We start from the raw sequence: 13,192 nt of genomic DNA, 5'->3' as shown, positions 1-13,192 counted from the left end.
GCAGTCGACTGCGGCCCGATCCGTGCGTGCATTCTCCCATCAATGCGAGTGATTCTCAAATGCGTTCACTCATTGCTACCGCAGGCGTGATGTGCCCTGCGTGCCGAACGACCCTGCATCGGGCTTAAACTGGCTGGCTTGCCCACCATCAACCGCACGCCGCCGCGGCCGATACCGGTGGTTTGCCGTACGCAGTCAGAGATCGACGTGGAACCACCTCAACTGGACGATGCCAGCCAGCCGCTGGCCGAGGCCTGGCAGCACTGCCTGCAACAGGCCGGCCCGGCCGCCACCGCGCTGCTGCACGCCGCCGCAACCGATGCCCCGCCGGCGCTGGCCCAACGCTTCTACGAAGTGCTATTGCAGGACGGGCGTGCACGCCGCTTCCTGTCCCACGATCAGGTCAAGCAACGCCTGCAACCGGCCATGCAGCGCTGGCTGGTGCAGCTGCTGACCACTGATGCCGACGGCATTGCCGCCACCGTTGCCTCGCAACGCGTGATCGGCGATGTGCATGCCCGGGTCGGCATTCCGGTCGACCTGGTCACCCGCGGCGCGCGCGTACTCAAGCACGAGCTGTTCGTGCGCCTGCGCGACGACGCGCCCGACAGCGCCACCGCGTTCGCCGCCATCGACTGCCTCAGCGCGATCATGGACATCGCCATGGAAGGCATGACCTTGGCCTACACCCATGCACGTGAGCGCTCCACCCGTGCCGATGCTGCCTACCGGCTGTTCTCGCTGGTGCAGAATGTCGGTACCGAACGCGAGCGCCAGCGTGCACTGCTGCTGGACTGGGAGAACGCCCTGCTCTACGCACTCGCCGGCCACGTGCAGGCCGGCGAAAGCGCCAGCCTGGCGACCTCGGAATTCGGCCTGTGGTTCACCCACAAGGGCATCCCCAGCTTCGGCGAGAGCAGCGAAACCCAGCAGGTCGGCCAGCTGATGGCCCGCATCGACGGCAACCTGCAGCGGGCAAGCAATGACACCCCGGCGCAACGACTGGCGGTGCTGCCGGCCATTCGCGAGGACCTGGCCGCCATCCGTACCCTGATGACGCTGTTGTTCGAACGCATCGGTGAACTGGATGCCGGCAGCGATGCCCTGACCAACCTGCTCAACCGCCGCTTCCTGCCTACCGTGCTGCGCAGGGAGATCGAGCTGGCCACGCGCAATCGCACGCCGTTCTCGCTGCTGCTGCTCGACCTGGATCACTTCAAGGCGATCAACGACGGCCACGGCCACGATGCCGGCGACCGCGCGTTGCAGCACGTCGCCGGCCTGCTCGGCCAGCTGACCCGCGGCAGCGACTACCTGTTCCGCTACGGCGGCGAGGAGTTCGTGGTGGTGCTGGTTGCCGCCAGTGAGTCACAGGCCTCGGTGATCGCCGAGAGCCTGCGCCGGCAGATCGCGCAGTCGCCAGTGGCACTGGCCAACGGCCAGGTTCTGTCGCTGACTGCCAGCATCGGCGTGGCCGGCCATGATGGCCACCCGGACTACGAACGGTTGATGGCACGTGCCGACGCGGCGATGTACGAGGCCAAGCGCAGCGGCCGCAACCGCGTGGTGGTGGCCAGCGGGGACCTGCAGGAAGCCCCGGGGCGGCGTGCGTTGCAGCGATGACGACAGGACAGGTAGAGTCGACCGCTGGTCGACTATCGCGCGCAGCGCGGAATTTTTCGCACGCGGGGCGAAGAGCAGTCGACTGACAGTCGACTCTACCGACAGTCGACTTTACCGGTCCGCGCGCCAGCCGATGCATTGAACGCCACCACTCCCCACCCCGCCCACCACAGCAGCGCCAGCAACGCGATGCCTGCACCCAGCAGGCACACGGCAGGCCAGCCGTGCCGGGCCTGCATCCAGGGCCCGGCAGCCGCACCGGCACCACTACCCACCGCATAGAACAGCATGTACAACGCCACCAGGCGCCCATGCTGTTCCGCCGGTGCACGCAGCAACAATGCCTGGTTCGAAACATGTAGTGCCTGGCCGCCGAGGTCGAGCACGATCACGCCCAGCAGCAGCAACGACAGCGACTGCGGCAGGCCCAGCAGGGGCCACCACGCAACCAGCATCAACAGCAGCGCGCCAAGACTGACCCGATCGGCAAAACCGCAGTCCATCCAGTGCCCGACCCGCGACGCCATCAATGCACCTGCCACCCCGGCCAGGCCGAGCGCACCGATGGCCGCAGTGGACCACTGCAGCGGCGGGGCCGACAGCGGCAAGGGAGCCGCCGCCCAGAACACGTTGAGTCCGGCAAACAGCAGCAATCCCAGCGGACCACGCTCGCGCAGCGTTCGATCCCGGCGCAGCATGCCCAGCATCGAGCCCAGCAGGTCGCGCCACCGCGGCGGTACCGCGGGTATCGGCACGGCCGGCAGGCGCCGCCACAGCAGTACGGCCAGGGCTGCCATCAGCGCTGCCGACAGCAGATAGACCGCCCGCCAGCCGACGGTGGCCGCGACCGCGCCCGATACAACGCGCGCCAGCAACAGGCCGATGAACACGCCGCCCTGCACCACGCCCACCACGCGCCCGCGCTGCTCGGGCGGCGCTAGCGTGGCGATATAGGCGATCAAGCCCTGGGTCAGCGCGGTGCCCAACAGCCCGGCCAGCAGCATGCCCGACAACAGCCAACCGGCCGTGCGTGCCGCTGCCAGCCACAGCAGGGCCAGCACCAGCGCCATGAACTGCATCCGCAGCAGGCGTCGCCGGTCACCGCGATCGGCCAGCGGCAGCAGGCCCAGCAATGCCAGCACACTGCCGGCCTGGGTTGCGGCCAACACCGCGCCGGCAACCGCCCGCTCCAGCGCGAAGGCCTGTGCCAGCCGATCCAGCAGCGGTTGCGCGTAATAGACGTTGGCCACGCTGGCGCCGGCCGCGACCGCGAGCAGGGTCAGCAATGGGCGGGACATCGATGCGCTCATGATGTAGTTGCAATTTGAAACTTGATGCAGGCTATCGTCATTGGTTTTAAACTGCAACCACATTCGGAGGCCACAGCATGCACGCCAACAGTCCCTGCCCCGTTGCCCGCAGCGCCGACCTGCTCGGTGATCGCTGGGCACTGCTGGTGATCCGCGATGCCTTCGATGGCATCACCCGCTTCGGCGACTTCCAGCGCAGCCTCGGCGCCGCGCGCAACATCCTCAGCGACCGCCTGCGCCGGCTGGTCGAGGCGGGCATCCTGCAACTGCAACCGGCCTCCGATGGCTCGGCCTATCAGGAATACGTGCTCACCGCCGCGGGCCAGGCGCTGTTCCCGGTGCTGGTCGCGCTGCGCCAATGGGGTGAGCGCCATCGCTTCGACGCGGGCGAGGCCCATTCGCAGCTGATCGAGTCCAGCACGCGGCGCCCGCTGCCGTACATGCAGCCGCGCGGTCGCGACGGTCAGCCGCTGCAGGCCGCCGCCACCCGTGTGCGCAAGCTCCGGGACGACGGGCACAGCGCCTGACCCGCCCATTCGCGCACACCGCGACCCGGTCGCGCCGGTTAGCATCGGATGTTTCCGCCGCCGGACACCGACGATGTCGCGCTTTCGCCCTTCCCTGATGACCGCCCTGCTGCTGCCGTTGCTGGCCTGCAGCGCCGGAACCACGCAGGCGCGCGAGGTGGCCGCGCCCGCCGACCACGTGCAGGCCGATGGCCCCTATGTGTTCCGCCAGGGCGACCGGGTGCAGGCCAAGTGGATCTGTGCCGACAAGGTCGAATCGCGCACGCTTGCCTCCGGGGCAACAGGGACCGATATCGCACCGCGCTGCGGCTACGAACACACCGTGCATGTGGCTGCGCCGAATGCAGCCTCGGTCTCGGTGCTGCCGGCCACACCGCGCATCGTCGCGCTGTCCGACATCCACGGCCAGTATGGGCTGCTGGTGCGCCTGCTGCGTGCCCATCACGTGATCGACGCGCAGGATCGCTGGGCGCTGGGCAAGGACACGCTGGTCATCGCCGGCGACGTGTTCGACCGCGGCCCGCAGGTGACCGAGGCGTTCTGGCTGCTCTACGGCCTGCAGCAGCAGGCGGCCGCCGCCGGTGGCGCCGTGCACTTCGTGCTCGGCAACCACGAAACCATGGTGCTGTATGACGACCTGCGCTACGTCAACCCGAAGTACCTGCGCAGCGCCCAGCTGCTGGGCCGCAGCTACCCGCAGCTGTATGGCGCCGACTCGGTGATCGGGCAGTGGCTGCGCACCCGACCGGTGCTGCTGAAGATCGGCGATACCCTGTTCCTGCACGGCGGCATCTCGCCCGAGGCGGTGCGGCTGGCGCTGGACCCGGCACGCACCAACGCGGCCTATCAGGCCTCGCTGGGCCTGCCCAGGGCCGAAGTGAAGGCCGACCCGGCCACCGCACCGCTGTATGACGGCAAGACCAGCCCGATCTGGTACCGCGGCTATTTCGATGGCCGCCTCGACACCGCGGGTGTGCAGGCCGTACTCGACCGCCTGCAGCTCAAGCGCATCGTGGTCGGCCATACCTCGATGCCACATGTCAGCAGCTTCCACGGCGACCGCGTGATCGCCATCGACAGCAGCATCAAGAACGGCGAGAACGGCGAACTGCTGTTCATCGAGGAGGGCAAGCTCAGCCGTGGCCTGCTGGATGGCTCCCGGGTGCCGCTGGCGCGGGGTGAGCCGGGGCTGCAGGACTGAATGGAGGGACAGCGTGACGGCGCCAGGAGGTGCCGGCGCGCTCCACCTTCACCCGGTTTGCGGCTACCCTTCGGCAGCCGAGAGGCCCGCCCCGTCCAGCCGGTGGGCCTGACCGTTACAGGAGCCCCCGCGCATGCGCGTTCTGATTGCTGAAGACGACCCGGACATCGCCTCCGGCCTGTGCGCCTCGCTGCGCCGGCAGGGGCACGTGGTCGACCACGTCGACAACGGTGCGCACGCCGATGCAGCACTGGGCTCGACCCAGTACGCACTGCTGGTGCTGGACCTGGGGCTGCCGCAACTGGATGGCCGCGACGTGCTGCAACGACTGCGCCAGCGTGGCGATGGCCTGGCGGTGCTGGTGGTGACCGCGCGTGACGGCCTGGCCGAGCGGGTGCGCGTGCTCGACCTCGGTGCCGACGACTATCTGGTCAAGCCGTTCGCACTGGACGAATTCGAAGCCCGCGTGCGTGCACAGCTGCGCCGGGTCACCAGCAATGGCAATCCGGACCTGCGCATCGGCCGCTTGCGCCTGGACCTGGCCGGGCACCGCGTATGGATCGACGACCAATCACTTGAACTGACCGCACGCGAGTTCGGCCTGCTGTCGGCGCTGGCGGTGCGTGCAGAGCGCATCGTGTCACGCGCGCAGCTGGTGGAAGCGCTGTGCGACTGGGGCCAGGACCTGACCGACAACGGCCTGGACATCGCCCTGCACCGCCTGCGCCGCAAGCTGCAGCCGGGCGGCATGGGCATCCGCACTGTGCGCGGGCTGGGCTACATGCTGGAAGACGCGCAGGACGACAGCGCCCCGTGATCAGTGGACCGCCCAGCCTGCGCCGGCGCCTGCTCGCGTTCCTGGCGTTGCCGATGCTTGGCCTGCTCACCTTCAATACGATCCTGGCCTATTACGTTGCGCTGGACTATTCCAACCGCATCCACGACCGCAACCTGATCGACGACACGCACTCGTTCGCACAGATGCTGAGCACCATGCCGGTGACCAGCGACCTGTCTCCGCAGGCGCGCTTCCTGATCGAGTACGAGCCCGACGGCCATCGCTATTTCAACGTGGACAGCAGCCGCCAGGGGACACTCAGCGGCAATGCGGATTTCAGTGCCTACGCGCCTTCGCAGGAATGCACCGGCGTGGACCCCACCCTGTACGATGGCATTCTCAACGGCCAGCCGGTGCGCATGGCCACCGTCTGCACGCGTGCGATGAACGATCCGCAGGACCAACTGGCGGTGACCGTGGCCGAAAGCATGGCCGAACGACGCCAGCGCGCGCGCGAGATCCTGATGATCATCATCCCGCTGATGACCATGCTGGCGCTGGGCACTGCCGCGCTGGTCTGGTTCGGGGTGACCCATGGCCTGCGCATCCTGACCCCGCTGAGGACCCGCCTGGCACAGCGCCGCGGCGAACTGGCGCCGATCTCCGACGCCGACGTGCCGGAGGAAATCCAGCCACTGATCAGCACCATCGACGATCTGTTTGCCCGCCAGGCGGAAATGATCACCCTGCAGAACCGTTTCATCGCCGACGCCGCGCACCAGCTGCGCTCGCCGTTGGCCGGCATGGCCCTGCACGTGGACCAGGCACTGGCGCATGGCGACCCGGACACGGTGCGCGAGGCACTGCAGCACATCCGCCGGCTCAACCAGCGCACCGCGCGGGTCAGCACCCAGCTGCTGGCGCTGAGCCGGGCCCAGACCGTGCCGGAGACGGTGGAGGCACTGGACCTGTGCGAACGGGTGCCGCAGTGGGTCGGTACACGCGTGCCTGAAGCGATCCGCGATGGCATCGATCTGGGTTACCGCGGCAGCCCCCAGCCGCTGCGCGTGCTCGGCAACGGTGCCCAGCTGCAGGAAGCACTGGACAACCTGATCGACAATGCGCTGCGCTATGCCGGCCGCGATGCGACCGTCACCGTCGGCGTGCACGCGCTGGATGACAATGACGTCGAACTGTACGTGGAGGACAACGGGCCCGGCGTACCCGAGGACGTGATGCCGCGGCTGGGTGAGCGCTTCTTCCGCGCCCCCGGCACCACCGCCAGCGGCACCGGCCTGGGCCTGGCCATCGCCCACGAGGCGGTGGAGCACTTCGGCGGGCGCCTGACCTTCCTCAACCGCCCCGGCGGCGGACTCAAGGTCGCCATCACACTGCCGCTGCTGAAGGCCCCCTGACCCGGACCGGGGCGCTGAAAGGCTGGCGAAAATCGCGGTTGCGATCCTGACCCTCCCCACTGCCGTCCCGGAGCCGCCAGGTGACCGACTCGCACGACTTCTTCCTCCCCGGTGGCCCGCAGGGCGTGCTGCTGGTCCACGGCCTGACCGGTACCCCGGCGGAAATGCGCATGCTGGGCAAAGGGCTGAACAACGCCGGCTTCACCGTACACGGCGTGCAGCTGCCCGGCCATTGTGGCACCGTGGATGACCTGCTGGCGACCACCTGGGAACAGTGGTACCAGGGCGTGGAAGATGCGGCGGCAAGCCTGCGCGGCAAGGTCGACCAGCTGTTCGTCGGTGGCCTGTCGATGGGCGCGGTGCTGTCGCTGGCACTTGCTGCTCGACGACCGGACTGGGTGTCCGGCGTCGGCGTGTATGGCGCCACGTTCCGCTACGACGGCTGGAACATACCCGCTGTCGCCCGCCTCTCGTTCCTGCTGCCGTGGTTCAAGCGCTTCAACATCGGCCGCGACCGCATGTTCATGGAAGAACCGCCGTACGGCCTGCGCGACGAGCGCCTGCGTGCGCAGGTCAGCGCCGCCATGCTGTCCGGCGACAGCGCGGCGGCAGGCCTTCCGGGCAATCCCTGGCACGCGCTGGCCGAGATGCGTGCGCTGAGCAACTGGACCCGCCGCCACCTGCACCAGGTCACCGCCCCGTGCCTGGTGATGCACGCCCGCGAAGACGACGTGGCCAGCATGGGCAATGCCGAACTGGTGATGTCGCGGGTCAGTGGCCCGAAGGAACTGGTGGTGCTGGAGGACAGCTACCACATGATCACGATCGACCGCGAACGCCGCGAGGTGATCCGCCGCAGCGCGCGCTTCTTCACCGGGATCGGTGAACGCAGCGGCGTCCTCAAGGCGGTGGCCTGAGATGGGGGCACTTGCCACGCTGCTGTGGCTGGCCAATGTCGTGCTCGATACCGGTGGCCAGCTCGCCTTCAAGGCCGCCGCCAGCGACCCGCAGGAGGGCGAGGGACTGCAGCGCTGGAAGCACATGCTCAGCCGCCCCTGGCTGTGGATCGGCATCGCCTGTTACGTGCTTGAGTTCGTCGCCTGGATCGCCTTCCTGTCACTGGTTCCGCTGTCCAAGGGCGTGCTGCTGGGCTCGATCAACATCGTGGCGCTGATGATCGCCGGCCGCATCCTGTTCCGCGAGAAGCTCACGCCGTTGCGGGTGACCGGGATGCTGCTGGTCACAGCAGGCGTGGCGGTGGTGGGGGCCGGCTCATGAGGCGCCTGTATGTGATCGGCTTCCCCCTGCTGATGGCCTTCGACACCCTGGCCCAGCTGTGCTTCAAGTACGCCGGCGATGCTGCGCTGCCGGTCGAGGCCAACACCACCTGGCTGCTGCGCGTGCTGTCGCAACCATGGGTGTACGGCGCCATCCTGGGCTACGTCGGTGCGTTCTTCACCTGGATGAGCCTGCTGCGGCATGCGCCGATCGGCCCGGCATTCGCGGCCTCGCACCTGGAAGTGATCAGTGTGCTGCTGCTGTCGGCCTGGCTGCTGAAAGAGCCGCTCACCCTGCACCACCTGGTCGGTGCGGTACTGATCGTGGCCGGCATCGTCTGCCTCGGCCGCGCGGAAGCGGACGACCCGCACAGCCCCGCCGAAAGCACCTCGTGAGCGGGCTGCGATGAGCCTGTTCGCGCGCGAACTGCCACCGACCGCCGGCCTGCCGATGCAGGCCAGCGACTTCCTTCCCGGTGGTGGTGACCTGCGCGGGATCCTGGCCAACCAGCTGGGCACGCCGCCGCTGCAGCTGACCTGTTCCGGCACGCACGCGCTGCTGATCGCCCTGCGCACCTTGCGCAAGCGCGCACCCAGGCGCGACACAGTGATCATGCCGGCCTACACCTGCCCGCTGGTGCCGATCGCGGTGCACAGCCTCGGCCTGCGCGTGCAGCTGTGCGATACCCGGCGCGGCCACTTCGACTTCGATCCCGGCCAGCTCGAACGGTTGGCCGATGCGCGTACGTTGGCCATCCTGCCAACCCACCTCGGCGGTCGCATCGCCGATGTCGAACGGGCCTGCGACATCGCCCGCAGCGCCGGCGCCTGGGTCATCGAAGATGCCGCACAGGCGCTGGGCGCACGGGTGGGCAACAGCAGTGTCGGCCTGCGTGGCGACATCGGATTCTTCAGCCTGGCCGCCGGCAAGGGGCTGAGCCTGCACGAAGGCGGCCTGCTGGTCAGCCGCGATGACGAACTGCGCGCCGAACTGGCCGAGCATGCCGCCGAACAGGTGCGCTTCAACCTGCGCTGGGAGCTGCTTCGCAGTGTGCAGCTGCTTGGCCTTGCCGCCTGCTATCGCCCCTCGCTGCTGTCGCTGGTGTACGGCAATCCGCTGCGCAGCGCACTGCAGCGTGGCGATCTGGAAGACGCGGTCGGTGACATTTTCCCGCTGGACATACCGCAGCACCGGGTCAGTCGATGGCGACAGAACATCGGTGCCCATGCCGCGCGGCGATTGCCGGCGTTCCTGCAGGCCGGGCGCCTGCGCGCACTGCAGCTGCGCGTGCAGCTGGCACAACTGCCGGCGGTGGAGGTGGTCGATGGCCTGGCCGGTAGCGGCGGCACCTGGCCGATGCTGATGCTGCTGCTGCCCAGCCAGCGCGCGCGCGATGCCGCGCTGGACGACCTGTGGCCGCGCGGCCTCGGTGCCAGCCGCATGTTCATCCATGCCCTGCCCGACTACGCCTACCTGCGTGGCATCGTGCCGCAGGAGGACGTGCCCAATGCACGTGACTTCGCCGCACGCATGCTCACCCTTGGCAACAGCGCCTGGCAGACCCGTGAGGAGACGGGCGAAATACTGCAGGTCCTGGCCCGCGCCTGACCCGCACGTGCGCGCGTGGCCTGCGCTCCGCGCATTCATCCATGTACTTTCCTGAACGCTTTCCCAGCCCGTCAAAAGCGCCTTTCAACAGGAAAGGAACGAGAAAGGCGGCCTGCCTACATTGAGCCTGCCCCGGCAATGTGCCGGACGCCTTTCTCATCGACGGACCTGCCCATGCACTGGAGCATCCTGTGTGACTTCGACGGCACCATCAGCCTCGAAGATGTCATCGACTCGCTGCTGGAAAAGTACGGCCAGCCGGGCTGGCAGGAACTGGAAGACCAGTGGAAGGCGGGAAAGATCGGCTCGCGTGAATGCATGCAGGGCCAGGTGCGGCGGCTGGAACTGGATCCGGCCACGCTTGATGCCCATCTGGACCAGGTGCAGATCGATCCAGGTTTCGTCGCCTTCGTCGCTCGCACCGAGCAGCTGGGCCTGCCACTGCGCATCGTCAGCGACGGCCTGGACTATGCGATCCATCGCATCCTCGCCAACCACGGCCTGGCGCAGCTGCCGGTGGTGGCCAACCACCTGCGCTGGTGCGATGACCACTGGGAACTGGAATCGCCCTACCAGGCCGAAGGCTGCCGCAGTGGCACCTGCAAATGCGCCTGCGCCGCGCAGGCGCGCGCCAACGAAGCACCGCGCGTGCTGATGATCGGCGACGGCAGCTCGGATTTCTGCGTGTCCGAAGACGCCGACTTCGTGTTCGCCAAGCGCCGCCTGATTACCCATTGCACGAATGCCGGCATCGAGCATGCCGCCATCGACACCTTCCACGATGCAATCGCACTGCTGCCGCGCTTGCTCGATGGCAGCCTGCTGCAGCCACGTCGCCTCGACGCCAGCCCGCAGCCCGCCGCACTGCCCCTGCTGCTTGCCACCGCCTGAGCACTCCCTTGCAGGCGCGCTCCCCTGTTACCCCTTTCGAACGTCCTTCACGGAACCGAACTGCATGAACATTTTTGACAAGAACGCCGCCGCCGCTGCCTCCGATGCGCAGCTGCTGGCCGACGAAGCCCGCTACAGCTCCTTCGGCGATACCGTCCACTACGTCGATCCGCCTAAGATCTTCCAGCGCGGCGAAGGCAGCTACATGTTCGACGGCGCGGGCGTGCCCTACCTCGACCTGCAGATGTGGTACTCGGCGTGCAACTTCGGCTACAGCAACAAGCGCCTGAACGATGCACTTAAGGACCAGATCGACACCCTGCCGCAGGTCGCCAGCCAGTACCTGCACCCGACCCGCGTGCAGCTGGCCAAGACCATTGCCGTGGACATGCACGAGAAGTTCGGCCTCGACGGTCGCGTGCACTTCAACGTTGGCGGTGCTCAGGCCATTGAAGACTCGCTGAAGATCGTGCGCAACGCGCGCGGCGGCAAGAGCCTGATGTTCGCCTTCGAGGGCGGCTACCACGGCCGCACCCTGGGTGCGTCGTCGATCACCTCCAGCTACCGCTACCGCCGCCGCTACGGCCACTTCGGCGAGCGCGCGATGTTCATCCCGTTTCCGTACCCCTTCCGTCGCCCGAAGGGCATGACCCCGGACGAGTACTCCGACCACTGCGTGTGGCAGTTCGAGCGCCTGTTCGAAAGCGAGTACAACGGCGTGTGGGATCCCAAGGTCGGCCAGGCCGAGTACGCCGCGTTCTACGTCGAGCCGATCCAGGGCACCGGTGGCTACGTCATCCCGCCGCGCAACTTCTTCACCGGCCTCAAGCGCGTGCTGGACAAGTACGGCATCCTGATGGTCGTCGATGAAATCCAGATGGGCTTCTGGCGCACCGGCAAGCTGTGGTCGATCGAGCACTTCGGCGTGACCCCGGACGTGCTGGTGTTCGGCAAGGCGCTGACCAACGGCCTGAACCCGCTGTCGGGCCTGTGGGCGCGCGAAGAGCTGATCAACCCGACCGTGTTCCCGCCGGGCTCCACCCACTCCACCTTCAATTCCAACCCACTGGGCACCCGCCTGGGCCTGGAAGTGCTGAAGCTGGGCAAGGAAATGGATTACGAGCGCACCGTGCCGGAAAAGGGCGCCTACTTCCTCGACGGCCTGCGCGGCCTGCAGAAGCGCCACCCGGAAATCGGCGACGTCGACGGCCTGGGCCTGGCGCTGCGTGCGGAAATCTGCCAGGCCGACAGCTACACCCCGAACAAGGAGCTGCTGGACCGCATGGTCGACATCGGCCTGGCCGGTGACCTGCTGCACGACGGCAAGCGCATGGGCCTCGTGCTCGACGTGGGTGGCTGGTACAAGAACGTGATCACCTTCGCGCCGTCGCTGGACATCAGCTACGAAGAAATCGACCTGGCGGTCACCCTGCTCGACCAGGCGCTGACCAAGGCCAAGGGCTGAGGTCGATGCGCTGCCGGTTCCCGTGCCGATGGAGATGACGTCACGCGCATCCAGTACCGCGCTGGAACCGACCGCGCTGCTGGAGGGCTTCCTGGCCCACCCGCCGCTCGGATTTGAGGCAGGCCGCCTTCCCAGCGGCCTGCCGACCTTCCGTGCGCCGCTGGACCTGACCACCACGATGGATGACGAACTGCGCGGCAGGCTGCTCGGCCTGCCGCTGTCGCGCCTGTGGCGGCCGTGGATCACCTGGAAGACGCGCTTCGTCGGTGCCACCAGCACCGAGTACACCCCGCTGCCGGCACACGTTGCCCCGGAGGCGCTGGCCGAGGACGTGACGCGTCACGCGATCGGCGATACCCGGCTGCTGGTGGTGAAGGACCTGGCAGTCGATTCACCGCTGCTGGACGACGCGGCCAACGCACACAGCGGCGCCTTCCTGCAGGCGCTGCTGGCACGCGGCTTCGTCGAACTGGAAGGCATGCCGCTGGCCTGGGTGGCGATCGATTTCGATTCGCTCGACGACTATCTCGGCCGCCTGTCATCCTCGCGCCGCAAGAACATCCGTCGCAAGTTGCGTTCGCGCGATGACCTGCAGATCGACTGCATCGCCACCGGCAACCCGGCCTTGGCCGACCCGCAACTGCAGGCCGAACTGTACGCGCTGTACCTGGGCGTATACGCGCAGAGCGCGGTGCATTTCGACCAGCTCGACCTGCCCTATTTCCAGTACCTGCTGGCCGACAGCCAGGGCCAGGGACGGATGTTCCTGTACCGCCACCAGGGCCGGTTGATCGGCTGGAACCTGTGCTACGTGCATGCCGGCAAGCTGGTGGACAAGTACATCGGCCTGGCCTATCCGCAGTCGCGCGAGCACAACCTGTACGCCGTCAGCTGGATGCACAACCTCGAGTACGCGCTGCAGCACGGCCTGAGCCACTACGTGGCCGGCTGGACCGACTCGCGCATCAAGGCCGAACTGGGTGCGCGCTTCACCTCCACCCGGCACGCGATCCACGCACGCTCCCCGCTGCTGCGCGCCGCCCTGCGCAAGCTGACCCCGCACCTGCAGAGCGAACCTGATGGAGGCGGTTGAACG

At 67.8% G+C, this 13,192-nt stretch carries 13 protein-coding genes; 12 read left to right on the top strand and 1 reads right to left on the bottom strand.

The annotated features are described in order from the left end of the window. The first annotated feature begins 207 nt into the window (after nt 1-207). Nucleotides 208-1,623: a GGDEF domain-containing protein gene (locus tag PEM_RS04455; RefSeq protein WP_065179787.1), complete on the top strand. Its 1,416-nt coding sequence runs from the start codon at nt 208-210 to the stop codon at nt 1,621-1,623. A 95-nt stretch (nt 1,624-1,718) separates the two neighbouring features. Here the strand turns inward: PEM_RS04455 and PEM_RS04450 are convergent, their stop codons facing one another. After that, nucleotides 1,719-2,996, bottom strand: a complete 1,278-nt coding sequence (locus PEM_RS04450; protein WP_162911577.1) for an MFS transporter — start codon at nt 2,994-2,996, stop codon at nt 1,719-1,721. 14 nt (nt 2,997-3,010) lie between these two features. Between PEM_RS04450 and PEM_RS04445 the strand changes: the two genes are divergently transcribed. From PEM_RS04445 to PEM_RS04395, 11 genes are all read left to right on the top strand, one after another. After that, on the top strand, nt 3,011-3,460 hold the full coding sequence (locus tag PEM_RS04445) for a helix-turn-helix domain-containing protein (RefSeq protein ID WP_111127944.1): 450 nt from the start codon (nt 3,011-3,013) through the stop codon (nt 3,458-3,460). A gap of 73 nt (nt 3,461-3,533) precedes the next feature. Then, the gene (locus PEM_RS04440; protein WP_111127946.1) at nt 3,534-4,661 is read left to right on the top strand and encodes a metallophosphoesterase; all 1,128 of its coding nucleotides are present in this window, start codon (nt 3,534-3,536) and stop codon (nt 4,659-4,661) included. Nucleotides 4,662-4,794: 133 nt separating this feature from the next. Continuing rightward, the gene (locus PEM_RS04435) at nt 4,795-5,478 is read left to right on the top strand and encodes a response regulator (RefSeq protein ID WP_008265770.1); all 684 of its coding nucleotides are present in this window, start codon (nt 4,795-4,797) and stop codon (nt 5,476-5,478) included. After that, nucleotides 5,475-6,854 (top strand): sensor histidine kinase, encoded by a 1,380-nt coding sequence (locus PEM_RS04430; RefSeq protein WP_065186713.1) that lies wholly within the window; start codon nt 5,475-5,477, stop codon nt 6,852-6,854. Before PEM_RS04435 ends, PEM_RS04430 begins: the two co-directional genes overlap by 4 nt. Before the next feature lie 80 nt (nt 6,855-6,934). After that, nucleotides 6,935-7,771, top strand: coding sequence for an alpha/beta fold hydrolase (locus PEM_RS04425; RefSeq protein ID WP_005415777.1), 837 nt, complete (start codon nt 6,935-6,937; stop codon nt 7,769-7,771). A gap of 1 nt (nt 7,772) precedes the next feature. After that, nucleotides 7,773-8,132 carry an EamA family transporter gene (locus tag PEM_RS04420; RefSeq protein WP_021202495.1) on the top strand — a complete coding sequence of 120 codons (360 nt, stop codon included), beginning with the start codon at nt 7,773-7,775 and terminating at the stop codon, nt 8,130-8,132. After that, the gene (locus PEM_RS04415; protein WP_032954032.1) at nt 8,129-8,527 is read left to right on the top strand and encodes a DMT family transporter; all 399 of its coding nucleotides are present in this window, start codon (nt 8,129-8,131) and stop codon (nt 8,525-8,527) included. Before PEM_RS04420 ends, PEM_RS04415 begins: the two co-directional genes overlap by 4 nt. Before the next feature lie 10 nt (nt 8,528-8,537). Beyond that, nucleotides 8,538-9,740 (top strand): DegT/DnrJ/EryC1/StrS family aminotransferase, encoded by a 1,203-nt coding sequence (locus PEM_RS04410; protein ID WP_111127947.1) that lies wholly within the window; start codon nt 8,538-8,540, stop codon nt 9,738-9,740. Nucleotides 9,741-9,914: 174 nt separating this feature from the next. Further along, complete coding sequence (locus PEM_RS04405) at nt 9,915-10,631, top strand: MtnX-like HAD-IB family phosphatase (protein WP_111127949.1); 717 nt, start codon at nt 9,915-9,917, stop codon at nt 10,629-10,631. A gap of 64 nt (nt 10,632-10,695) precedes the next feature. Continuing rightward, entirely contained in the window at nt 10,696-12,096 is a 1,401-nt protein-coding gene (locus PEM_RS04400; RefSeq protein ID WP_111127950.1) for an aminotransferase class III-fold pyridoxal phosphate-dependent enzyme, read from the top strand. Between the two features lie 28 nt (nt 12,097-12,124). Further along, entirely contained in the window at nt 12,125-13,189 is a 1,065-nt protein-coding gene (locus tag PEM_RS04395; RefSeq protein WP_111127952.1) for a GNAT family N-acetyltransferase, read from the top strand. Nucleotides 13,190-13,192: the final 3 nt, after the last annotated feature.

It is taken from the genome of Stenotrophomonas sp. Pemsol, assembly GCF_003586545.1.
In the GTDB taxonomy this organism is placed as follows: domain Bacteria; phylum Pseudomonadota; class Gammaproteobacteria; order Xanthomonadales; family Xanthomonadaceae; genus Stenotrophomonas; species Stenotrophomonas sepilia.
The sequence above is the reverse complement of the archived record's forward strand: the minus strand, read 5'-3'. Positions and strand labels throughout refer to the sequence as shown.

Bases quoted from the DNA above. Each gene is read 5' to 3' on its own strand.
- PEM_RS04450 (WP_162911577.1), bottom strand. From the start codon at position 2,996: ATGTGGTTGCAGTTTAAAACCAATGACGATAGCCTGCATCAAGTTTCA.
- PEM_RS04445 (WP_111127944.1), top strand. From the start codon at position 3,011: ATGCACGCCAACAGTCCCTGCCCCGTTGCCCGCAGCGCCGACCTGCTC.
- PEM_RS04440 (WP_111127946.1), top strand. From the start codon at position 3,534: ATGTCGCGCTTTCGCCCTTCCCTGATGACCGCCCTGCTGCTGCCGTTG.
- PEM_RS04435 (WP_008265770.1), top strand. From the start codon at position 4,795: ATGCGCGTTCTGATTGCTGAAGACGACCCGGACATCGCCTCCGGCCTG.
- PEM_RS04420 (WP_021202495.1), top strand. From the start codon at position 7,773: ATGGGGGCACTTGCCACGCTGCTGTGGCTGGCCAATGTCGTGCTCGAT.
- PEM_RS04415 (WP_032954032.1), top strand. From the start codon at position 8,129: ATGAGGCGCCTGTATGTGATCGGCTTCCCCCTGCTGATGGCCTTCGAC.
- PEM_RS04410 (WP_111127947.1), top strand. From the start codon at position 8,538: ATGAGCCTGTTCGCGCGCGAACTGCCACCGACCGCCGGCCTGCCGATG.
- PEM_RS04405 (WP_111127949.1), top strand. From the start codon at position 9,915: ATGCACTGGAGCATCCTGTGTGACTTCGACGGCACCATCAGCCTCGAA.
- PEM_RS04400 (WP_111127950.1), top strand. From the start codon at position 10,696: ATGAACATTTTTGACAAGAACGCCGCCGCCGCTGCCTCCGATGCGCAG.
- PEM_RS04395 (WP_111127952.1), top strand. From the start codon at position 12,125: ATGGAGATGACGTCACGCGCATCCAGTACCGCGCTGGAACCGACCGCG.